The organism is Rhodococcus sp. 5G237 (assembly GCF_053764735.1).
Map to the genome: position 1 here is coordinate 150,973 of NZ_JBSNCD010000001.1, position 21,137 is coordinate 172,109.

General features: G+C 66.4%; 20 protein-coding genes. 7 read left to right on the plus strand and 13 right to left on the minus strand.

Going from position 1 to position 21,137, the window contains the following annotated elements:
• Nucleotides 1-18: 18 nt before the first annotated feature.
• The 5 genes from ACWPOC_RS00710 to ACWPOC_RS00730 all read right to left on the minus strand — a co-directional run bounded on the left by ACWPOC_RS00710 (nt 19) and on the right by ACWPOC_RS00730 (nt 5,204).
• Nucleotides 19-1,716 (minus strand): AMP-binding protein, encoded by a 1,698-nt coding sequence (locus ACWPOC_RS00710; protein WP_455407841.1) that lies wholly within the window; start codon nt 1,714-1,716, stop codon nt 19-21.
• Nucleotides 1,713-2,588, minus strand: coding sequence for an alpha/beta fold hydrolase (locus ACWPOC_RS00715; RefSeq protein WP_159417247.1), 876 nt, complete (start codon nt 2,586-2,588; stop codon nt 1,713-1,715). The genes ACWPOC_RS00710 and ACWPOC_RS00715 overlap by 4 nt, the downstream gene beginning before the upstream one ends.
• Complete coding sequence (locus tag ACWPOC_RS00720) at nt 2,585-3,325, minus strand: hotdog fold domain-containing protein (protein ID WP_120280774.1); 741 nt, start codon at nt 3,323-3,325, stop codon at nt 2,585-2,587. Before ACWPOC_RS00720 ends, ACWPOC_RS00715 begins: the two co-directional genes overlap by 4 nt.
• Nucleotides 3,322-4,518 carry an acyl-CoA dehydrogenase family protein gene (locus ACWPOC_RS00725; RefSeq protein ID WP_120280775.1) on the minus strand — a complete coding sequence of 399 codons (1,197 nt, stop codon included), beginning with the start codon at nt 4,516-4,518 and terminating at the stop codon, nt 3,322-3,324. Before ACWPOC_RS00725 ends, ACWPOC_RS00720 begins: the two co-directional genes overlap by 4 nt.
• Nucleotides 4,519-4,604: 86 nt before the next feature.
• Nucleotides 4,605-5,204 (minus strand): TetR family transcriptional regulator, encoded by a 600-nt coding sequence (locus ACWPOC_RS00730; protein ID WP_016692588.1) that lies wholly within the window; start codon nt 5,202-5,204, stop codon nt 4,605-4,607.
• 126 nt (nt 5,205-5,330) lie between these two features.
• Between ACWPOC_RS00730 and ACWPOC_RS00735 the strand changes: the two genes are divergently transcribed.
• From ACWPOC_RS00735 to ACWPOC_RS00745, 3 genes are read left to right on the plus strand one after another with little or no spacing between them, the layout of a single operon-like run.
• Complete coding sequence (locus ACWPOC_RS00735; protein ID WP_016692586.1) at nt 5,331-5,828, plus strand: nuclear transport factor 2 family protein; 498 nt, start codon at nt 5,331-5,333, stop codon at nt 5,826-5,828.
• Nucleotides 5,825-6,199 carry a DUF485 domain-containing protein gene (locus ACWPOC_RS00740; protein WP_120280776.1) on the plus strand — a complete coding sequence of 125 codons (375 nt, stop codon included), beginning with the start codon at nt 5,825-5,827 and terminating at the stop codon, nt 6,197-6,199. Before ACWPOC_RS00735 ends, ACWPOC_RS00740 begins: the two co-directional genes overlap by 4 nt.
• Nucleotides 6,196-7,812 carry a solute symporter family protein gene (locus ACWPOC_RS00745; protein WP_455407842.1) on the plus strand — a complete coding sequence of 539 codons (1,617 nt, stop codon included), beginning with the start codon at nt 6,196-6,198 and terminating at the stop codon, nt 7,810-7,812. Before ACWPOC_RS00740 ends, ACWPOC_RS00745 begins: the two co-directional genes overlap by 4 nt.
• A gap of 4 nt (nt 7,813-7,816) precedes the next feature.
• Here the strand turns inward: ACWPOC_RS00745 and ACWPOC_RS00750 are convergent, their stop codons facing one another.
• The 6 genes from ACWPOC_RS00750 to ACWPOC_RS00775 form a co-directional block, all read right to left on the minus strand.
• Entirely contained in the window at nt 7,817-9,163 is a 1,347-nt protein-coding gene (locus tag ACWPOC_RS00750; RefSeq protein ID WP_455407843.1) for a phosphotransferase family protein, read from the minus strand.
• An 87-nt stretch (nt 9,164-9,250) separates the two neighbouring features.
• Nucleotides 9,251-9,433 carry a hypothetical protein gene (locus tag ACWPOC_RS00755; RefSeq protein WP_120280779.1) on the minus strand — a complete coding sequence of 61 codons (183 nt, stop codon included), beginning with the start codon at nt 9,431-9,433 and terminating at the stop codon, nt 9,251-9,253.
• A 64-nt stretch (nt 9,434-9,497) separates the two neighbouring features.
• Complete coding sequence (locus ACWPOC_RS00760) at nt 9,498-10,100, minus strand: PIN domain-containing protein (protein WP_120283772.1); 603 nt, start codon at nt 10,098-10,100, stop codon at nt 9,498-9,500.
• Nucleotides 10,101-10,174: 74 nt separating this feature from the next.
• Nucleotides 10,175-10,585 (minus strand): helix-turn-helix domain-containing protein, encoded by a 411-nt coding sequence (locus ACWPOC_RS00765; protein WP_016692580.1) that lies wholly within the window; start codon nt 10,583-10,585, stop codon nt 10,175-10,177.
• Nucleotides 10,586-10,735: 150 nt separating this feature from the next.
• Nucleotides 10,736-12,181: a carotenoid oxygenase family protein gene (locus ACWPOC_RS00770; RefSeq protein WP_455407844.1), complete on the minus strand. Its 1,446-nt coding sequence runs from the start codon at nt 12,179-12,181 to the stop codon at nt 10,736-10,738.
• Nucleotides 12,182-12,250: 69 nt separating this feature from the next.
• Nucleotides 12,251-12,730: a TspO/MBR family protein gene (locus tag ACWPOC_RS00775; protein ID WP_120280781.1), complete on the minus strand. Its 480-nt coding sequence runs from the start codon at nt 12,728-12,730 to the stop codon at nt 12,251-12,253.
• Nucleotides 12,731-12,828: 98 nt separating this feature from the next.
• On the opposite strand from ACWPOC_RS00775, the gene ACWPOC_RS00780 reads away from it, so the two are divergent.
• Entirely contained in the window at nt 12,829-13,827 is a 999-nt protein-coding gene (locus ACWPOC_RS00780) for an MBL fold metallo-hydrolase (RefSeq protein WP_455407845.1), read from the plus strand.
• 7 nt (nt 13,828-13,834) lie between these two features.
• Here ACWPOC_RS00780 and ACWPOC_RS00785 read toward each other — a convergent pair whose 3' ends face one another.
• Nucleotides 13,835-16,204 (minus strand): FdhF/YdeP family oxidoreductase, encoded by a 2,370-nt coding sequence (locus ACWPOC_RS00785; protein WP_455407846.1) that lies wholly within the window; start codon nt 16,202-16,204, stop codon nt 13,835-13,837.
• Between the two features lie 114 nt (nt 16,205-16,318).
• Between ACWPOC_RS00785 and ACWPOC_RS00790 the strand changes: the two genes are divergently transcribed.
• From ACWPOC_RS00790 to ACWPOC_RS00800, 3 genes are all read left to right on the plus strand, one after another.
• Entirely contained in the window at nt 16,319-17,890 is a 1,572-nt protein-coding gene (locus tag ACWPOC_RS00790; RefSeq protein WP_120280783.1) for an FMN-binding glutamate synthase family protein, read from the plus strand.
• A gap of 454 nt (nt 17,891-18,344) precedes the next feature.
• Nucleotides 18,345-18,551, plus strand: coding sequence for a hypothetical protein (locus tag ACWPOC_RS00795; RefSeq protein WP_120280784.1), 207 nt, complete (start codon nt 18,345-18,347; stop codon nt 18,549-18,551).
• A complete protein-coding gene (locus ACWPOC_RS00800; RefSeq protein ID WP_147414371.1) occupies nt 18,548-18,769 on the plus strand; it encodes a hypothetical protein in 222 nt (73 codons plus the stop codon). The genes ACWPOC_RS00795 and ACWPOC_RS00800 overlap by 4 nt, the downstream gene beginning before the upstream one ends.
• A 1,096-nt stretch (nt 18,770-19,865) precedes the next feature.
• Here the strand turns inward: ACWPOC_RS00800 and ACWPOC_RS00805 are convergent.
• Entirely contained in the window at nt 19,866-21,107 is a 1,242-nt protein-coding gene (locus ACWPOC_RS00805; protein WP_120280786.1) for a pyridoxal phosphate-dependent aminotransferase, read from the minus strand.
• Between the last annotated feature and the right edge of the window lie 30 nt (nt 21,108-21,137).

Consider the following 21,137-nt stretch of genomic DNA (forward strand, 5'->3'; position numbering starts at 1 on the left):
GGTGCGTCGCGGGGTTGGTCAGGTGTTTCGGAAGTCGCGTTCGGAACCCGCCCACTCGCCGGCCCACTCGCGCAGTTCCACGGCGCGGATCTTCGATCCGTTGCCACCGACAGTGGTGGGCATCCGTTCGATGACGTGGATCGCCGTGGGCACCTTGAAGGCCGCGAGGGTCTCGCGGCACCAGGCCCGAAGAGTCTCCGAGGTCGTGTCCGCGGGTGCGTCGTCGGTGGGGACGACGAAACCGATCGCCTCGGTGTAGCCGCCGTCGCCGGTGATACCGACGACCTTGGCCGTGGCCACGCCGGGATGCTCCGCCAGACGAGTCTCGATCTCGGCGGGGTCGACGAGGAAGCCGCGCAGGCGCAGGACGTCGCCCATCCGGCAGATGTAGCGGAAGCCTCCGTCGCCGAGGTCGACGGCGAGGTCGCCGCTGCGGAACCAGCCGTCGGCCGTGAACGCGCGCGCGGCGGCGTCGGGGTTCCCGAGATAAGCGTCGACGACGTTAGGGCCGCGGAACTGCAGTTCGCCCTGCTCACCGGCCGGGAGGGCCCGATCGTCGTAGGGGTCGGCGACCCGCAGTTCGATCGCCGTGTCGACCGCGCGGCCGCCACCGTTCCAACGCACCGATTCCGGATCGTCGGCATTCCACAGCATCGCGAGAGCGAACACCTCCGACGAACCGAACACACCGGAGGTGTGGGTGCCGAATTCGTCGCGCAGCCATCGGGCGATCTCGTGGGAGCGGCCGAGGAAGTCGGCGATACCGACCCAGCGCAGTGCCGACAGGTCGACGCGTTCGCCATCGTGCCAGGCGTCGTAGAGACGGCCGAACAGGTCGTCGGCGCCCACCGCGTGCGTGACCCCGACCTCCCGCATCCGGCGCAGGACCGCGCCCGGATCGAAGACCGTCTCCATGAGCAGCGCTCCCCCACCGGCGAGCGCGGCCATCGCGGTACTGAAACCGAAGACGCCCGAAACGGGGAGCACGCACAGCGCCACGTCGCCCTCGACGACCTTCATGATCGCGGCATCGGCGCGTCCGTGACGGACGACCGCGTTGCCGCGGTGCGCGGCGAGTTTGGGCACACCGGTGGAACCGGACGTCGTGAACGCCACTGCGATCCGGTCCTCGGGATCGTCGTCGATTCCCGCCGGGGTGAGTGTCGCGGTGTCGGGTGTCCCGGGTGCACTCGCGCCACGCGTGTCGCCGCTGCCGGCCGTCCACGCGCCGCCGCCGAGGTCGAAGTCGGCCGGGGACGCCGACGCGTTCGCCGGTCCGGGCACCACCGCGACCACCGGGGTGGCCACGTCGGGGACGGACGCCGCGGCCTCGGTGAGCCGGCCGAACAGGTCGAGTCCGTGGAAGGCGGCCGGCACGGCCACGACGGCAGGTCGCGCGGCGGTGAGGATGTGCGCGACCTCGCGGGTGTTGTAGCGGGTGTTGACACCGATGACGTGGGCGCCGAGCGCGGAGGCTGCGAACTGCCACACGAGTGCGTCGGACCAGTTCGGCAACATCACCGCGATGCACTGGCCGGCGCGCAGGCCGATTCCGTCGAGTTCACTGCGCACGGCCTCGACCCGGTCGCGGAACTCTCCGCGGCTGCGGGCCACCGCCACGTCGTCGACGATGTCGTAGGCGATCGGGGCGTCCGCATTCGCGGCGACGAGGCCGTCGAGCAGTGCGGGCAGGGTGTCGGTGCGGGTGGTGGTCACAGCGCTGCCTCCTCGGGAACAGCGACCCGGCGCAGCTCACCGATCCAGGTGTCGGCGAGCGCAGCGAAGTCGTCGATCTCCTCCATCGGATAGTGCCCGATGCCGGCCAATGCCGTGAAGCGGGCGCGTCCGGGAAGTGCGTCGTTGATGGTCTCTGCGGCCCGGGCCACGGCGTCGGGGTCGATCCACGGGTCGTCGACGCCGGCGACGAGGTGGATCGGTGCGGTCAGGCGGTCGAGGCGGTCGCGCACGTCGTGGGTTCCCCAGCCGATCAGGTCGGACGACGAGATCTCCGGGTCCTCCCGCTTGTGCATGAGCGCGATCGTGTGCGCCTTCGCCTCCGGAACCGAGCGCCCCACGGATGCAAGGGTTCCCAGATAGGTGCGCTCGGAGCGCGACGGTCCGGCGACGTCCTCGAGTTCACGGCGCAGACCGGCGACGTTGACGCGGCCCGGGCCGGGTTCGGCTTCCATCGCGACGGCCCCGGACAGCGGACGGTCCGGGCGGGTCGCGAGTTCGAGGGTGAGCTTGCCCCCGATCGAGCAGCCCATGACGAACGGCCGGTCGATCCCGAGCGCGTCGAGCACCTCGCACAACCAGTCGCCGTAGGTGATCAGGCTTGTGACGGGGCCCCCGGGTGCGGGTTCGGAACGTCCGTGGCCGGGCAGGTCGGGGACGATCACCCGGTAGCCGCGGTCGGCGAGATCACGGGCCACGTGGCGCCACTGCACGCCGCTCTGGCCGGCGGTGTGGATGCACAGGACGGTGGGCAGGTCGGTCGCGTCGAGCGCGTTGCCGGATCGTGCGTCGGGAGTGACGATCTCGACGAAGCCGAGCGCTCCGCCGATCTCCAGGTAGCGGGCCTCGATCATGAGCGGGCCTTTCGGGCGAGGGCACGGGCGTGCCCGATGATCGTGTTGAGCGGCTTGGTCAGGCGCAGGTACTCGTATCCGTCTCCGGTGGACGAGAATTCGCCGCGGATGGCGCGGCGCATGAAGTCGTTCTCCTCGGACAGGACGAGATCGGCCCAGGCGTGGTCGGGTGCGACGAAGGTGAACGTCGCGCCGTGCGGGGCGCGCCGGGTGACGTCGACGATGCGCCCCTTGTAGATGCGCAGGTGCAATTCGGTCTCGCCGCTGCGCAATCCGATGGTGCCGTCCCAGGTGGACAGCGACGAAGTGAATTCCCGGTCTTCCGAGAGGCTCTCGGCGAGCAACGCTCCCCAGGCCGGTGCGCAGAAGTCCAGTTCGGGAACCGTCGGCTGTTCGTCGTCGAAGGTCCATGTCTCGGTGCCGGATTCACGCACCGTGCCGGTCCCGTCCACGAGCCGGATGTAGCGGCGCGCGGTCCGTCCGGATACGCGGGTGATCACGGTGTCCGCCGACACGACGTCCGAGACGGAGACCGGATCGTGTGCGTTCCAGTCGAATCCGGTCGGGACGCCACCGGGAACGGGCGAGACGAGCGAGGCGACGGCCAGGGCACCGAGGACGGGTGAGTTCGGCGGTGCCACCGCACCGGAGCCGGTCAGGACATCGGCCACGGTGCGGGGTTCCGAGGAGGTGCGGTCCCCGACGGTGAGCGGGCGGGTGACGGTGTGTGCGCTCATGCCTGCTCGGGCCTTCCCAGGAGTTCGTCGGAGATGATGCGCATCTGGATCTCGCTGGTGCCTTCGAAGATCTTCGTCAGACGCGCGTCGCGCCAATGGCGTTCGACCTGGAAGTCGGTGGTGTAGCCGGCGCCGCCGTGGATCTGCACGGCCTCGCTGGTGACCTGCTCGGCCATCTCGGTGGCAACGAGCTTGCACATCGACGCCTCGAGCGAGCACCGCCGGCCGGTGTCGATGTCGGTGGCGACCGAGTACATCAGCTGACGTGCAGCCTCGATGTCGGCGGCCATCTTCGCGATCTTGAACCTCAGATGCTGGAAATCACCGATGGGACGGCCGAACTGACGGCGGGTGTGCACGTACTCGATCGAATCCTCGAGTGCGGCGCGGGCGAGACCGATGGCGCGGGCGGCGGTATGGGCGCGCCCCACCTCGAGACCGGAGACGGCGAGATAGAAGCCCTTGCCCTCCTCGCCGAGCATCTTGTCGGCCGGGATGCGGAAGTTGTCGAACGACAACTCCCAGGTGCTCCACCCGAAGTAGCCGATCTTGCGGACCTTGGTGCCCGAGATGCCCTTGGGGAAGACGCCGCGTTCCTTCTCGACGAGGAAGGCGCTGATCCCGCGGTGCGGCTTGGCCGGGTCCTTGTTCGGATCGGTGCGGGCGAAGAGCACGAGGTAATCGGCCTCGTCGGCATAGGTGCACCACATCTTGGTGCCGTTGACGACCCACTCGTCGCCGTCACGCACGGCACGGCACGAGATGTTCGCGACGTCGGATCCGGCCTCGGCCTCCGACAGGGCGTACGCGCCGAGGTATTCACCGCGGGCGACCTTGGGCAGCAGTGCCGCCTCCTGTTCGGGGGTGAAGCCGCCGCCCATGCCGTTGCCGCGGGCGAGCAGACCCGACACGCTCATCCATGCCCGCGACAGTTCCTCGGCCACGAGGCAGTACTCGAAGACGCCGAGCCCGAGGCCGCCGTGTTCCTCGGGGATCATGATCCCGAAGAAGCCGATCTCGGCCATCTCCTTCTTGAGGGAGTCGGGGATGGTGCCCTGGACCGGGTCGAGTTCGTTGGCGACGGGCAGCACCTTCGTCATCGCGAAGTCGCGGGCGAGGTCGCGGATCGCGAGGCGTTCCTCGGTGAGATAACGCGGGGAATCGGTGCGCGGCTGCGAGGGGCGGTGGGTCATGGGAGGTGCACTCCTTCGATGGACCGGAGTAGGTCATTAACGCTTGTTCACCCAGTACAGCACGGCACCCATGACCCGTCAACGGTTCAGCGCGAATATCCGACCAGATTGAGCGCGTATCCAGCGAAATCGTCGGCGACCTCCTGCGCCGAGAGGGGGCCGCTCTCCCGGAACCAGAGGGGGATGCCGGCGCACATCGTGAGCACCGCCGTGACCCCCTGATGCACCCGCTTGATCGTGAAAATCGCCTGCGCCACACCGTCTTCCGCGATGTCGACGAAGAGTTGCTCCTGCGCGTCGCGCGAGCCCACCACGCGCTTGCGGTCGAGCGGACCGAGATAACGCAGTTCAGAATTCGCCACCAGACACGCCCGCGGATTCCGCGCGGTGTACAGAGCGTGGGCTGCGACCGCCGCGCGCCACCGTTCGGCCGGATCGTCACCGACCTTGCGCAGGGCGTTGCGGGTCGCCGTGAACTGCTCGTCGCTCGCGCGGCGGAGAATTTCCACGAGCAGTTCCGACTTGTTCTCGAAGTGGTTGTAGACGTTGGCAGCGCTGCAACCTGCGGCGTTGGCGATATTGCGCATCGTCGCCCCGTGGAATCCGCACTCGTAGAACTCGTCGAGCGCGGTCTCGAGAATCCGTTCCCGAATGGACGAGGACGCACCGTTCGACCGGCTGTTCATCCCTGCACAGTAGGCACACATCGCACAGACCAGCAAGAACCCTCCCGTTGACGGCGATGCGCACCGTTGTTATGGTCCACATCACATGAACGGTTGTTAATAACCACGCACAACGGAGGATCTGCTGTGTCCAGTCCCCACCCCGAGTCGTCCCTGCTCGACCGCATCACCCGCCTCGAAGACCTCGAAGCGATCCGGAAGCTCGACGCGCAGTACTGCCGCCATCTCGACGACGGCAACTGGGACGCGCTCATGGAGCTGTTCACCGACGACGGCGAGTTCGACGGCCTGTCCCACCCGCGAGGAAAGGAGGAGATGCGCACCTTCTTCGCGGGACTCGCCGACGGCGGGCTGACCTCCTTCTGGCACTTCATCACGAACCTCGAGATCGACCTCGACGGTGACCGTGCCACGGTGCGCTCGTTCCTGTGGCAGCCGTGCGTCACCGACGGTGCACCCGCGATCGCCGCCGGTCGCTACAACGACCAGCTCGTCAAGATCGACGGCCGTTGGCTCTACAAGGTCAAGCAAGTGCGCTTCCACTTCTTCGGCCCGCTCGAGGCCGGCTGGGACGAGAACCTCTTCGCGCTCGACAGCGCCCGCGGTGCGGCGGTACGGGCATGACCGACACCGCGCACGGCACCGTTCCTGCATCCTCGACGGACGAATTCGTCTGGACGCGGATGCTCCACCTTCCCGAGATCGCGGAACTGCGTCGCCGACGCGGCCGGGTGACCAACACGCTCGGCGGCGTCACCGTCGTGCTGTTCACGTCCTTCCTCGTCGCCTTCATCGGGTTCCCCGACCGATTGGGAACCACCGTCGTCCTCGGCATCCCGCTGTCGCTGTGGGTGGTGTTCTCCCAGTTCGCCGGAACCTGGGTGCTGGTCTGGGCGTACTTCCGTCTCTCCCGCACCTACATCGGCCCCGCCGTCGACGACGCCGTCGCAGCCGTCGAACGGAACCGTCCCGCATCCGAGGAGGTCGCATCATGACCGGTGACGCCGATTATCTCGCCATCGCGATCTGCAGCGCCGTCATCTCACTGACCCTGTGGGTGACCTTCGCTGCGTCCCGCCGCGCGAAGAGCGCCGACGGATTCTTCGCCGCGGGCCGCTCGATCTCGAGCTGGCAGAACGGATTCGCCATCGCAGGTGAGTTCATCTCCGCCGGCAGCTTCCTCGGCACCACCGGCCTGATCTTCTCCAAGGGTGTCGACGGCACCGTCATCCTGTTCACCTCCGTCATCTCGTTCCTGCCGGTGCTGTTCCTCCTCGCGGAGAAGATGCGCAATCTCGGCAAGTACACCCTCGCCGACGTTCTCGTCTTCCGGACCGACTCGCGGAACGTGCGGGTCGCGGTCGCGCTGAGCACGATCGCCACCGGCACCTTCGTGTTGCTCGCCCAGCTCGTCGCCGCGGGTGTGCTCCTCGAATCCGTCTCGGGCATCCCGTTCTGGCTGTCGGTGGTGGTCGCCGGATCGCTCATGGGCATCTACGTCTTCGTGGGCGGCATGCTCGCCACCACCTGGGTGCAGGTCATCAAGTCGACGATCCTGTCGGTGCTCGCGATCATCGTGTGCTTCGGCATCCTGGCGCAGTTCGGGTTCGCATTCCCGAAGGTCCTCGACGCCGCGACCGACAACGCCGTCGCGGGCGACGCGATCCTGTCGCCCGGCCTGATCTTCGGCCAGACCAGCGCGATCAACCTCGTCTCCTACGCGCTCGCGTTCGCCCTGGGCACTGCCGGGATGGCACACATCCTCATCCGGTTCTTCACCGTCCCCGAGGCCACGACGGCCCGTCGCTCGCTCGGCTGGACCGTCGCGCTGTGCAGCCTGTTCTACCTGATCGTCATCGTGATGGGATTCGGCGCCGCGGCCGTGCTCGGACCGAACGGCACCGACCTCGTCGGGCCCGGTGGCAACCTCGCGGCACCCGTGCTCGTCACCGAGCTCGGTGGCGGCGCCGGCACGGTCGGTGGATCCATCGCGCTCGCACTCGTCGCCGCGGTCGCCTTCGCGTCCATCGTCGCAGTGGTCGCCGGTGTCGTGATCTCCGCCGCCGGTACCTTCGCCCGCGATGTGTGGCCGGCGGTCACGCGGAAGGAACCGATCGAGAATCTCGACGCGGACGAGCAGGCCCGGGAGGACCAGGCCCAGGCCCGCATCGCGCGGTACGGAGCCGTATCCTTCAGCGTCCTCGCCATCGGTCTGGCCATGCTCATCGGTGACGACACCAACATCACCTTCTTCATGGGCATGGCGTTCATGGTGGCCGGCAGCGCGCATCTGCCCGCCCTCGTGCTGAGCCTGAACTGGCGGCGCTTCAACGCCACCGGCGCGGTCTGGGGTGTGCTCACCGGTCTCGTCTCGACGGTCGTGAGCCTGATGTTCACCGAGGCCCTGTGGATGGGCAGCGGCCCCGCTCCCCTGACCATCCAGCTCCCGGTGATCGTCACCATGCCGCTCGGCATCGCGGCGTGCGTGCTCGGGTCGATCGTCGGCGAGAAGCGTCGGGGACGAGGCCGCCTCGAGGACGAGAAGTTCGCGGAGATGCTGGTGCGCGCGGAGACCGGCATCGGCGCGGAGGTCGCCGCCGCGCACTGATCCGTCAGCGATATTTCGGGTTCGCGACCTTCAGCCGGTTCGCGGCCAGCCCCCTGATCACCTCGGCGACCTGCGGGTCGTCGAGGTGATCTCGTCCTGCACGCACACCGAGGGCGAGTTCGGCTTCGGAGCGGTAGCCGAGCCCGGCGAGTCGCACCCGGGAGGTCTCCCGCACCCCAGGGGCGAGGGTGGCCTCCCGCGCGGCGATGCCGAGGACGTGCGCCGCCACCCGGCTGCGGTAACGGGTCTTCGCGTCGGCGCCCGCCCCGACTTCCAGGACGAACTCGCGGACCGCCTCGAGCAACTCCTCGACGGGCGGCGCCCCGAGGAACGGTGGAGTGGGGGGAGGAGTCTCCGTCTCCTCGTAGGGAGCGACGCCGAGCAGGTCCAGCAGGTCGTGTTCGCACTCGGCGACGCGCCGTCCGATGGCGAGCAGTTCGAGGGTGTTGTCTCCTCCCGTCGCCGCTGCGGCGGCCTGCATCCGGCAGATCACCGCCCACCGCAGCGAGCCGTAGACCTCCCACCAGTGGACGACCTCGGGGTCGGGACTCTCGCCCGATTCGTCGGCGTACCCGCGGAACAGGTCGTCGCGGGAGCCGAACCCGCCGACCGGGTGCGGCGAGCCGAAGCGCCACGTCCGGGTGCACAGCCACCCGAGGTCCTCCATCGGGTCCCCGACGTGCGCCAGTTCCCAGTCGAGCACCCCGCGCACGCCCTCTGCGTCGACGAGGAGGTTCCCGTTGCGGAAGTCGCCGTGTACGAACGCTTTCCCGGCCGCCGGTGGACGGTTGCGGCTGAGCCACGCGAACGCGGCCTCGAGCGCCGGCACGGGTTCGCCGTTGGTGAGGTACTCGTCGAAGAGGGAGGTCAACGGGTCGTGTTCCGGCAGGTTCGGTACGGCCTCGATGTCCATGCGGTGGATCCGGGCGAGGATACGTCCGAGTTCGTAGGGCAGTGCGGCGCGGACCTCGGCCAGATTCTCGTCGCGCAACAACTTCTGTGGGAGTGCTTCGCCGGGCACCTTCGGCATCACGAGGTAGGCGCCGATCCCGGGGTGCGGTTCGTCGCCGCTGCGGTCGATCACGTCGGGCACGGGCACGCCGACGCGGGCGGCCTCGTCGAAGGACGCCGCTTCCATGGCGATCCTGCGCGCGTCCTCGCGTCCCGGCGGGTCGCGGCGCAGGATCAACTCCCGGGTGTCGCCGGTGGCCGACACCGCGGTGATCGCCCACGTCTCGCGGCTCGCACCACCGGTGAGACGTTCGATGCGCCGCAGCGTCCAACTTCCGTCGAGTACCGACGAAAGACGCTTCGTCAGTTCGTTTTTCAATTCACCGCTGACGCCACCCACCGCGACCTCCCTGTTCGGTTTCCTGCGGTGGATACTCCCACGGTGATCGGCGGTGTGCGAGCACTTCCACCGCGACGTCGCGAAGTGTCAGGCCGCGAACCCCACCGCCCCGATGACCGGGATGATCGTCATGAAGACGATGGCGATGACGAAGAGCGTGATGGTGATCTTCTTGTCCCAGCGCGATCGCGTGCCCGTCGCGGCGAGCATGAAGAAGACGAACCCCACGCAGATCGATCCGATACCGATGACGACGGGTGTTTCCAACATGGCTCCATCATCGCCCATCACCGGTTTGCACCGCGGTATCGGCTGTGAGAACAGCCGTGTGGTCTCAGGTACCTTCGGGGACACACGAGAGGGCTCGAGCCACCGCCGGTGCTTGCATCATTTTGCGGATCGCGGCGGCGAAGTTGGGAGCCTGTGCGTCTTCGAGACGAGCCACCAGGTTGAACGGTCGACCGAGTCTGCGGTGATAGGCGATCTGTTCGAGCAGCGCTTCACGGACAGTGGAGATTGCGTCCCGGTGGACGAGCATCAGGAAGTCGTCCGGGGTATAGACCTCGTAGCCGAGAAATTCGTCATGAGCTACCGCAAAGTCGTGAAATCCATTGTCGCTGGTGATGACATATTGGACGTCACCATGTTCGGCAGCGGCATGCAAGTGCGCGTCGTACTCGTCTGTATATGCCAGACCCGGATCGATTTCGTATCCCTTGATTCGGCCGTGTACGGCCACTCTGACGATGTTGTCCCGCACTCCCCCGATCTGACGATCGGAGAAGTGCGGGTGCTTCTTGCGCAGGTGATATACCAACTCCGCAAGAATGTCCTCGGTCCAACGCAGGTGGAACAATGGCGGACCGGACCTGTTGGCCAGCAGACAGAGCCAGTCCCTCAAAGTCCGCGAATACAGTACGTTCGCGTCCGGCAGCACGTTCGGCACTCGTGAACTCACGCGTGTGACAATAGGCTTCCTACCGCCACATACACATACGAGCCTCCCGACTGTCAGTAATCCAGTCCCTCGGCTTCTTCGAAGTCGCGCAGATCCTGCAATGCGGCCCTTTGTTGCTCGCGCAGCCGATCCCTGTAGGCGAGGACGTCCGCAGTATGGAGTCGCGTGTGGGTCCCGACCTTGTGTCCTGGGATCTGCCCTTCGCGGATCAGTTTCATCAGCGTCGGGCGAGAGATGCCGAGTAGATCCGCCGCTGATGTAGTGGTCAGCTCATCCGGCATCGAACCGATGGTTACCGTGCCACCCGCAGCGACGATCTGCACAACTTCGGTGAGGATTGCGGCCAGCTCGGCGGGAACCACCGACAGCAGATCCGCAGGGTTGAACGCTCCGGCCTGCGACACCTGATCCGATGTCACCGTCAGTGTCGTCTTTCCCACGCCGCGATCGATCACTGCGTCCATCGCTCACACCTCCTGCATCCACTCCGACCGTAACCACTTTCACTTATAAGTGCAACATATTTGTAGGGGGTGATACTCGCCCACCCGGGACGCCCAAACGGAGAGAGGCTGTGAAGCTTCTCGACAGTCCGAGCCGCCACAGCCGAGAGATCAATGCCGGAGGCCGGACCCCGGCCGGAAGGCTCCGTGGAAGGTCATCGGCACGTGGTGCTGCAGGTTCACCGCCGCGACCGGCCCGTCGCCCGGTCGATCGGCGCGCAGGACGACGAGTCTGCTGGTCCTGCGCGCGGGCCGGTGCTCGAGTGTCAGCAACCAGCCGTCGCCCTCGGCGTCGCCGCCCGGCGCGAAGAGCGGTTCGCAGACGGTGTCGCCGGTGGCGGCCGTGTATCGGCTCACGGCTCCGGCGCGATGATCGATCGTGGTGACCGAGTCGGGATCGCCTCCCGGGACCGATGCCGACGCCGTGTAGCTGTAGCAATGCTCGGTGGTGGCGAACCGTTGGTCGAGCTGGGGGAACTCACATCCGAGATCGTCGAGTTCGATGGTGGTGACGCGGCGGGTCCGGCGGTCGACGGACAGCCGGGTGAGGGTGCCCCCGAAGGCCGGCCCGGCGGACTCGCGATAGTTGCGCAGGTGCCTGTTCCACCCTTCCCAGCCATCGGCGGGATCGTGTGCGACGAGTTCGACGACAGTGCGGTCCCCGTCTTCATGGGCATTGGTGACGTGGAAATGGAACAGCGCATCGTGTTCGACGGTGGTCGGCCTGCCGCCGTCGCGCGGGACCAGGACGATGGTGGTGCCGAGTTCCGGTCGATAGGACAACGCATCGTCGAAGGGACGCAGACCCAGGGCGACCGGGAGCGGATTCCGGACCACCAACGGCCCGAGCACGAACACCAGGTGCCGTTCGGTCAACGCGAAGTCGTGGACGAATCCGAGTTTCGGGATCGGGACCGTCGCGAGTCCGTGGAGGCGACGGCCGCGATCGAGTCGATAGCAGCGGATCATCGGTCGCGGGAAGAAGTCGAGCCCGAAGTTGAACACCTCGCCCGTCGCGGGATCGGTCTTCGGATGCGCGGAGAACGCTCCGAGCCGTTTCAACGCGCCACCGAAGGATTCGGGTCCGTAGGTCTGCAGGGTCTCGGCGTCGAGCCGGTGCGGTCGTCCCCCTTCCCAGAGGGCGTAGAGCACGTCGTCGTGCAACAACACACTCGTGTTCGCGAGATTCTCAGGGAACCTCAGCGCGTTGGCGAGCGACCCGCCGATCCTCTGTGTACTGAATCCTTTTGCCGGACGACGTGTCTCGTTCGTCCTCGCGAAGCTCTTCGTCCGCACGTACCGATTCCGGTAGTGGACCCCCTCCGGCCCGATGTCGATGCGGGAGACCATGCCGTCACCGTCGAAGATATGACTCAAGGGATGACCGTCGACGTCGAGACGGCCGGGCCCGATCCGGTAGAGCGCGCCCCGCAGGCCCTCGGGGATCGCGCCCTCGACGTCGTCCAGGTCGTAGTCGAACTCCCGGTGCTGGGAGTCCCACGGTGACGCCCCGAGTTCCTGCGCTTGTTGTTCCGACGCCCCCGTTGCAACGGTCATATACCGACGGTCGCACAGATGAGACACATTGGGAAGAACTGTCTCATTGCCGTCCGCAACATCGGCGGATCAGCGATTGAGCTGTGTGATCCGCCCGGTCAGCAGCGTGGCGAACGCCGTCCACGCCGAGTACGGAGCCAGCGCAGCCCCCGCAGTCGGATTCGCCTCGGCCGTCCGGCGCGTCAGATCCGCGGTACTCGCGGCGAGCAGTGCGGCCACCACGGTGGCCGGCATCAACCGATGCCACTTGAAGAACACCCACGACCACGACGCGTTGAGCACGAGATTCGTGGCCAGAGCCGCGATGTAGTTGCGACGACCCACATAGTCGTCGGCATCGGTGTACTCGTCGATCGCGACGGCCGAGGTGACAGCGATATCGGCATACAGCGCCGTCCAGACGATCGGGAACGCCGCGGCCGGAGGCTGGAAACCGGGCTTGCGCAACTTGCGGTACCACCGGGAGTTCGTGTCCTGGGAGGCGATCGACCCGACGATCGCGGTGGTCGTGGTGGCAGCGGCGGTCGCGAGGACGGTACTGAGTCTCATGTCTGTCGGCTCCTGTAGAAGACGGTTGATCGTCGGCTACCCGAGCCGAAGGCGCACGAAACGGACACCTCGGTAGGGTGGCGGGCCGGGAGGTCGACATGAGTGGATTGCAGCAGGTCGGCGACGGGGTCTGGGCGTTCGTGCGCACACCCGGCAGCTGGGGCGAGGCCAATACCGGGTTGGTCGTCACGCCGGGAACGGCGTCGCTGGTCGTCGACACCGCATGGGACGTCGCGTGGGCGCAGCGCATCGCCGAGGCGCAGGCACCGCTGGTCGCGGATGCTCCGATCACCGACGCGGTGAACACCCACAGCGACGGCGACCACTGGTGGGGCAACGACACGCTGCCGCCCGACGCGCGGATCACCACCAGCGCCGCCGCACTGGACGGGATGCGCGAGGATCTTCCACCGCGCGCCCTCACCGTGCTGGCCGCCACGGGCTCCCTGATCCGGCGCGTCCCCGGTCCCATCGGTGCGGCCGGTGCCTATATGGCGCGGGTGCGCGGCGGTGCCCGATTCCCGCGCCGCACCCCGCGGATGCCCGACACGACCTTCGCGACCGCCACCTCCCTGGACATCGGCGGTCGCACGATCGAACTCGAGCAACTCGGACCGTGCCACACGGCCGGCGACCTCGTCGTCCGCGTGGCCGACGCCGGGGTCGTCTTCACCGGCGACCTGCTGTTCATCGGGTCGACACCGATCCTGTGGCACGGCCCGCTCGACAACTGGCTATCGGCGCTCGACCGTCTGCTCGGATGGGACGCCGCGGTGTACGTACCCGGCCACGGACCGACCTGCGGCGCGACGGAGATCCGAGCACTGCGCGACTACTGGCTGTGGCTGGGCGACGCCGCCCGCGACCATCACCGGGCCGGACTCACCCCGCTCGAGACAGCACGGAAACTCGTGCGCACGAGAGACTTCGATGCGTGGCGCCAGTGGGAGTCGCCGGAACGCATCGCGCTGAGCCTGAGCACGCTGTTCGACCAGTGGAACGGCAACCCACCGGCACCACCCACCGTCACACGTCGCGCCGCAGCCTTCATCGCAGCCGAAACACTGCTGCGTGAAGGAGCATTCGAGACGTCCTGACCGTCGATCAGGACAGGTGCTTCGGCTCCGGGGTCGTCTTGTGCGACCAGTCCGACCCCACGGGCGCGGTTCCGAGCGCGTCCGGGCACTCGTCGCGTCCAGCGGGCGCCAGGGAGATCACGATCGACTTGTAGGTGGGGCAGTTGCTCTTCAGCGCAGTCGAATCGAGCGGGACGAGAGGGTTGGTCTCCGGGTAGTAGGCGGCAGCGCTGCCCCGTGGCAGGTCGTATTCGACGATCCGGAACCTCTTGGCGCAACGGTCACGGTCGTCGCCGTCCCATCGTGTGAACAGATCGACGAAGTCTCCGTCGTCGAAACCCAGTGCGGCGATGTCGTCCCGGTGCATGAACACCACACGACGGCCGCCCGCGATCCCGCGATAGCGGTCGCTGAGGCCGTAGATGGTGGTGTTGAACTGGTCGTGGCTGCGCATCGTCTGCAGCAGAAGATGACCCGGCGGTACCTGAACCACCTCCACCGGCGAAACCGCGAATTCCGCCTTGCCCGAATCGGTATCGAAGGACCTGGTATCTCGGGGAGGGTGCGGCAGGATGAATCCTCCCGGACGCCGGACGTTGACCTCGTACCCCTCACAACCCGGGACGACGCGGGAGATGCGCGATCGGATGTTCGCGTAGTCGTCGCGCATCGCCTTCCAGTCGATCCCGTAGCGGTCACCGATCGTGGCCTCGGCGATGCCCGTGATGATCGCGACCTCCGAACGCACCTGTTCGCTGGGCGGTTTCAACGGCCCTCGGGAGGCGTGGACCGCGCACGTCGTGTCCTCGACCGACACGAACTGCGGTCCGGATGCCTGGACGTCCTTGTCGGTGCGCCCGAGCGTCGGAAGAATCAATGCCGTTCTACCGCAGACCAGATGGGAACGGTTGGGTTTCGTCGAGATGTGCACCGTCATGTCGATTCCGGCTATCGCCTCGGCGGTGACGCCTGTGTCCGGCGCCGCCTGCACGAAGTTGCCACCGAGGCCGAGGAAGAACCGCACCTTGCCGTCGCGCATCGCCTTGATCGAATCGACGGTGTCGTAACCGTTCTCGCGAGGCGGATCGAAACCGAACTCCTCCTCGATCGCGTCGAGGAAGCTCTGCGGCGCGCGTTCCCAGATCCCCATCGTGCGGTCGCCCTGGACGTTCGAATGTCCGCGCACAGGCATGAGCCCGGCACCGCGCTTGCCGATGTTACCCTGCGCGAACGCGAGATTGCAGATCTCCTTGATGGTCGCGACGGCGTTGCGGTGCTGGGTGATACCCATGGCCCAGCAGAAGACCGTTGCCTGCGAGCGTCGCAGCATCTGAGCGGCTTCGGTGATCTGCTGTCGCGACAGGCCGGTCGCGGCGACCACCTCGTCCCAGTCGATGTCCCGGACATGTTCGACCCATTCTTCGAATCCCTGGGTGTACTGCTGCACGAAGTCGTGGTCGAGCGCGTCCCATTCGACGAGCAGCGACCCGAACGCCTGCAGCAGCGCGAGGTCCCCGTTGACCTTGATCGACAGATGCAGGTCGGACAGATCCGTTCCCCGCCCGAGCACGCCGCGCGGCGTCTGCGGGTTACGGAAGTTGACCAGGCCCGCCTCGCGCAGCGGGTTGATCGTCAGGATCTTCGCGCCGTTCTGCTTGGCCTCTTCCAGTGCGGTGAGCATGCGCGGATGGTTGGTGCCGGGGTTCTGCCCCTGCAGGATGATCAGCTCGACGTTGTGCACGTCGTCGAGCGTCACGCTGGCCTTGCCGATGCCGATCGATTCCTGCAGCGCGATGCTCGTGGACTCGTGGCACATGTTGGAGCAATCGGGCAGGTTGTTGGTCCCGAACGCCCGCGCGAACAGCTGGTACACGAAAGCGGCCTCGTTCGATGCACGCCCGGAGGTGTAGAAGGTGGCCTGATCGGGACTGTCCAGCGACTTCAGCTGCTCGCCGATGAGGGAGAAGGCCTCCTCCCATTCGATCGGGGTGTAGTGCGTGGCACCGGGCCTCTTGACCATCGGATGCGTGATGCGGCCCTGCTTGCCGAGCCACAGTTCACTGTGGGCAGCGAGCTCGGCGATGCTGTACCGCGCGAAGAACTCGGGATCGGCGCGTCGCTTGGTGCCCTCCTCGGCGACGGCCTTGGCACCGTTCTCGCAGAATTCAGCGATCTTGCGATGACCGGGATCCGGGTCGGGCCACGCACAGCTCGGGCAGTCGAACCCTTCGGCCTGGTTCAGCTCGAGCAGCGTCTCCGCTGAACGCACCAGCCCCATCTCCTCGAGGGATCGCTTCATCGCCACGGCGACGCCGGTGACGCCGGCGGCGGCCTTCTTGCGGTCTCCGACCTCGAGGTCGGCCTCGTCGTAGTCGGACTGCAGGTCGCTCTTCTGCATTCGCTCACCTCTCACCGAGCACAGTTCTGCGCGGCGGGTACCCGTGGTGTCCGCCCCTCGAAACCCCCGATCGGTTCCCGCTCCGAGGCCGCCGATGGGACGTACCCTCGGAGAATGGGTTGGTCGAAAACGCTCGGTATCCCGGCCGCTGCGGCGGCCGCCGTCGGTGCCTACGATCTTGTGCAGAAACGACATTCGCTGCTGCGGAACTTCCCAATTCTCGGGCATGCGCGTTACGTCCTGGAGTCGTTGGGCCCCGAACTGCGGCAGTACATCACGACGAACAACGACGAGGAACGTCCGTTCAATCGCGACCAGCGCAGATGGATCTACGCGTCGTCGAAGAACGTCACGAACACCTTCGGTTTCGGCAGCGACAACGACATCGAGTACACCGACGGGTACACGATCATCAAGCACCGCACCTTCTCGGACCTGCCGCCGTCGGCCGCTCCTCACGGTGGTGAGAAGGTCTCCATTCCGTCCGCGAAGGTCCTCGGCGCCGCGCGCGGGCGTGCCCGTGCCTTCCGTCCCGGATCGTTCGTCAACATCTCCGCGATGAGCTTCGGCTCGCTGTCCGGTGCCGCCGTGGAGGCACTCAACCGAGGTGCCGGCGCGGCCGGGTGCCTGCAGAACACCGGCGAAGGTGGTTTGACGAACTACCACCGCAACGGCGGAGAGTTGATCTTCCAGATCGGCACCGGCTACTTCGGGTGCCGCGACGAGGACGGCCACTTCGACCTCGCACGGCTGAAGCGGGTCGTCGAATCGGCACCCATCCGTGCTCTGGAGATCAAACTCAGCCAGGGCGCCAAGCCCGGACTGGGCGGACTACTCCCCGGAGCCAAGGTCACGCCGGAGATCGCCGAGGTCCGCGGAATCCCCGTCGGCAAGGATTGTGTGAGCCCCTCCCGGCACACGGAGTTCCACGACATCGACAGTCTGCTCGACTGGGTCGAACTACTCGCCGCCGAGACGGGCCTTCCCGTCGGGATCAAGTCCGCCGTCGGCGACACGACCTTCTGGGACGAACTCACTCGGCGGATGAGCGAGACCGATCGCGGCGTCGACTTCGTCACCATCGACGGCGGCGAAGGCGGAACCGGCGCAGCACCATTGGTGTTCGCCGACGCGGTCTCCCTGCCGTTCCGCAGCGGCTTCGCGCGGGTCTACGCGACGTTCGCCGAAGCCGGTCTGACCGACGACGTCACCTTCATCGGCGCCGGCAAACTCGGTCTACCCGACAACGCGGTGGTCGCGATGGCACTCGGCTGCGACATGGTCAACGTCGCACGCGAACCGATGTTCTCGATCGGATGCATCCAGGCACAGAAATGCCACACCGACCGCTGCCCCACCGGGGTCGCCACCCAGAACCGCTGGCTCACCCGAGGACTCGACGTCCCGTCGAAGGCCGACCGCGTCGCCGACTACATCGAAGCCCTACGGCGCGATGTGTTCAAGATCGCGCAGGCGACCGGGGTCGTACATCCCGGCCTGATCACCGTCGACGACATCGAGATCGCCGACGGCAACCGGCACGCGGTCACCCTGCGCGAGATGTACGGCTATCGAGACGGATGGGGACTGCCGTCGCAGGCGGACCGGGAGGAGATCACGCGGCTGATGACCGCGGAAGCGGTGACGACGCCGGGTGGGACGGAGGCGTCGACGGCGACATCGTAATCACTTGTGGATCAAGCAATCGAAAGCACCCCGACGGATAAGATCTCGTTATATCAACTAGCAACTTCAAGCACGCGTATATCGACTTCTCAACAACCAATATGATGGACAATCGCGGTTATCCATGATTATCGCAATGGCGGAACTGCGCGAAGATGACCGTGTTCATCAGCGCCATCCTGTGACTTGAAGGACTCCACGTCGAGAGGCCGTCAAGCCCGCTGGGCACGTGCGAGTTGCTACCCCGCAGGAATCCTCTGGGGTCGGAGAACCCGGGTTCTGGACCACTGTGCGTGATGGTGTGACACTGCGACTCAGTGTAGGGATCCCGGCAATTCCGCCTGGCAGACTTCGACCATGGACCGGAACCGAGGCACCGGAATTCTGCACCCAACAAGGTATTTCGTCGTTGGTCAGTGGTGATGCGGAGGCCGATGTGTACGCCCCGTGAAGGTTGCCGACCCGGGCGCTGCTCTATACCGATCGGTTCGTCGACCTGAGCGCCGCCGGCTTCAGTCCCGCCACCGCGGCCGAGCACACCCTGGCCGTGCAGGTCCCGGCCGACCCGACGCTGTGGCGCACCGGCGGCGCCGACGCCGCCGAAGCGGCCGAAGCGGCCGATCATGTGCTCGCCGTGGCCCAACAGAAGGCCGCCCCATGAGTGATGTGACCGAGGTGGAGATCCTCGCCGCGGCCGATGCCACCTTCCACACCGCGCTGCTCGCCCGTGGCTATCGGTTGGTGACCGGCAACCACTACGAGGCGCCCTCCGGGGACGACACTCCCCTGTCGGTGGATCTCCTGGTTCCCGGCACCGGCGGTGGCCGACTCGAACGCATCAAGTACGCCGGGCGCGGCTTCGATGTCATCCCCGGTTGACTCTCGCGCTCGCCTCCGATCCGATGCAGGTGCGGGTGCGGGCACGCCTGACGACCGGCGAGACCGTGCGTTTCGGATCTCCCCCCCGAGCAGGGGTTGACCACCATGCAGGTCCTCGAACTCGCCCGCATCCCGAGACTCGATGCACCCCGTGCACCTTTCTTCGGGAGCCAGTCGATCTTCTCGACATCGTGCGTGCTGTGCGTGCTGTGCGTGCACGCACAGCACGCAGGGGGATGACTCGGTTCAGCATCCCGGAATCCGAATGATTTCTGCAGGTCACCCTGCTCCGTCCGCCACCGCTCGACCCCGGGAATACCTCGTCTTCGGGTCGTGGTGTGCTGAGCGGATCGGGGGCGTCTTCGTGTCCCCCGGGCTCAACCCAGTTGCCTTCACGGATTTCCGTTCGGCTGGAACCGTGCTGCACCTTTCGCCGAGAGGCGACCGAACCCACCCGATCCTTCTTCGTTTCCACCCGGCATCGACATCCCTGCGGCGGTACAGACCGCGGGCTTGCCACCCGACTGATGTCCCCGGATCGGGACGCAAGAGACGATCGCGATTCCGCACGCCGAGGGCGTGCGTGATCGTTCCTGGGATCCTTGTGCCCGGAGCCAAAGGATCCGGGCACAAGGAGGGTGCCGCTCCGAGGGGTGAGCTGAACACCCTGAAACCTGCCACCTTCACCAGATGACAAGTCCGGTGCTGTAGCCCGAGGGGGAGTGAGCTACAGCGCGACCACACCTTGCGAGGGGATGAAAGTGTGGTCGTTTACCGAGCGTACAAAACCGGCAAATCCACCTGGTTCTTCACCCGAAGCCTTCACCCCGAAATTCCCTCCTCCGAATGTCACCGGGCCAAGAGCACGGTCGACAACATCGGTTGCCGCAGCGAACCGGTGTCGGAGCCGGCCGACACATCGGCGTGACGGGCGATCCGGGCGTACTCGACCGAACGTGCCGTGCGGGACAACCAGTCCTGATGGGCTACCGACCACGTCTGGACTGTGGCCGGGTCGGTGCGGGAAGCGGCTGACGGGACAACACTCCTCAGACCCGATACGGATCCCCACGGAGGGGAACCCCGATGTCTGAAGTCAAACCGTGTACTCGCCGGTCGTGAGGGAAGTGGTGATCGTTGATGGGGTGACGTACCCCGCTGCCGGCCGGCAGCGGCACACGGTCTCGATTCGGCGCAGCGCTTCGGCCAGAACATCGTAGGAGGCCGCGAAGGACAGTCGAACGCGGCCCTCACCTCCCGGACCGAAGACCTCCCCCGGCGTTACAGCGACCTGAGCCTCCTCCAGCAGCCAGGAAGCCGTGTCGACACCGGTTCCCACGCCGAGTTCTTCGACGGAAGGAAATGCGTAGAATGCCCCTTCCGGCAGGGCGCATCGAATTCCGGGAATCCTGTTGAGACCGTGCACTACAAGGTTGCGGCGCCGTTCGTATTCACGAGTCATGTCAGTGACGGCTTCTTCTGTTTCGGTGAGGGCAGCCAGCCCTCCACGCTGAACGAAGGAACTTGCACACGACACGGTGTGTTGGTGAACTTTCAGCAGTTGCTGTATGGCGAAAGAGGGTCCGGCGACATACCCGAGTCTCCACCCGGTCATGGCGTACCCCTTGGAGAATCCGTTCACAGTGAATGTGCGGGCTCCCGCCTTCGGATGCGCTGCGAGACTGCGGTGACGGTAGCCGGAGTAGATGACTTTCTCGTAGATCTCGTCGGAGATGATGAAGAGGTCGTGTCTTTCGGCGAATTCGGCGATCGTCTCGACTTCTCGGACAGTCAACACGTTCCCGGTCGGGTTGTTCGGCGTGTTCACCAGGATCGCCCGAGTTCGGGAGTTGACCGCCGCCTCCAGCGCTCCCTGGGTCACGCGGAAGGCACCGTCGCGCGCTTCCAACGGGACCTTCGCAATCGAGCCGCCGGCCAAGGACACCATGGACTCGTAGCTCACCCACCCCGGTGTCATGATCATCAGTTCGTCTCCAGGATCGAGAACGGTCATGATCGCAGCGAACAGAGCGTGTTTCGCCGAGGGGGTCACACAGATTCCGAACTCGGGATCGACGATCACCCCGTTGTCGGTGCGCAGTTTGTCGGCGATCGCGGCCCTGAGTTCGGGTACACCGCTGCTCGACGTGTAGTGGGTGAATCCGTCGTGCAGAGCTCGGACAGCTTCATCGACCACCGCCGCGGGAGTGTCGAAATCGGGCTCTCCCCCAGTGAGATCGATGATGTCGGTGCCGGACGCACGCATAGTGCGGATCCTGTCTGCCAACTCGACGGTCGATGACGACGCCAGTGCAGCAACCCTGTGCGCAACACGCATTTCAGATCCGTTCCCTTCCCTCGGACGTCA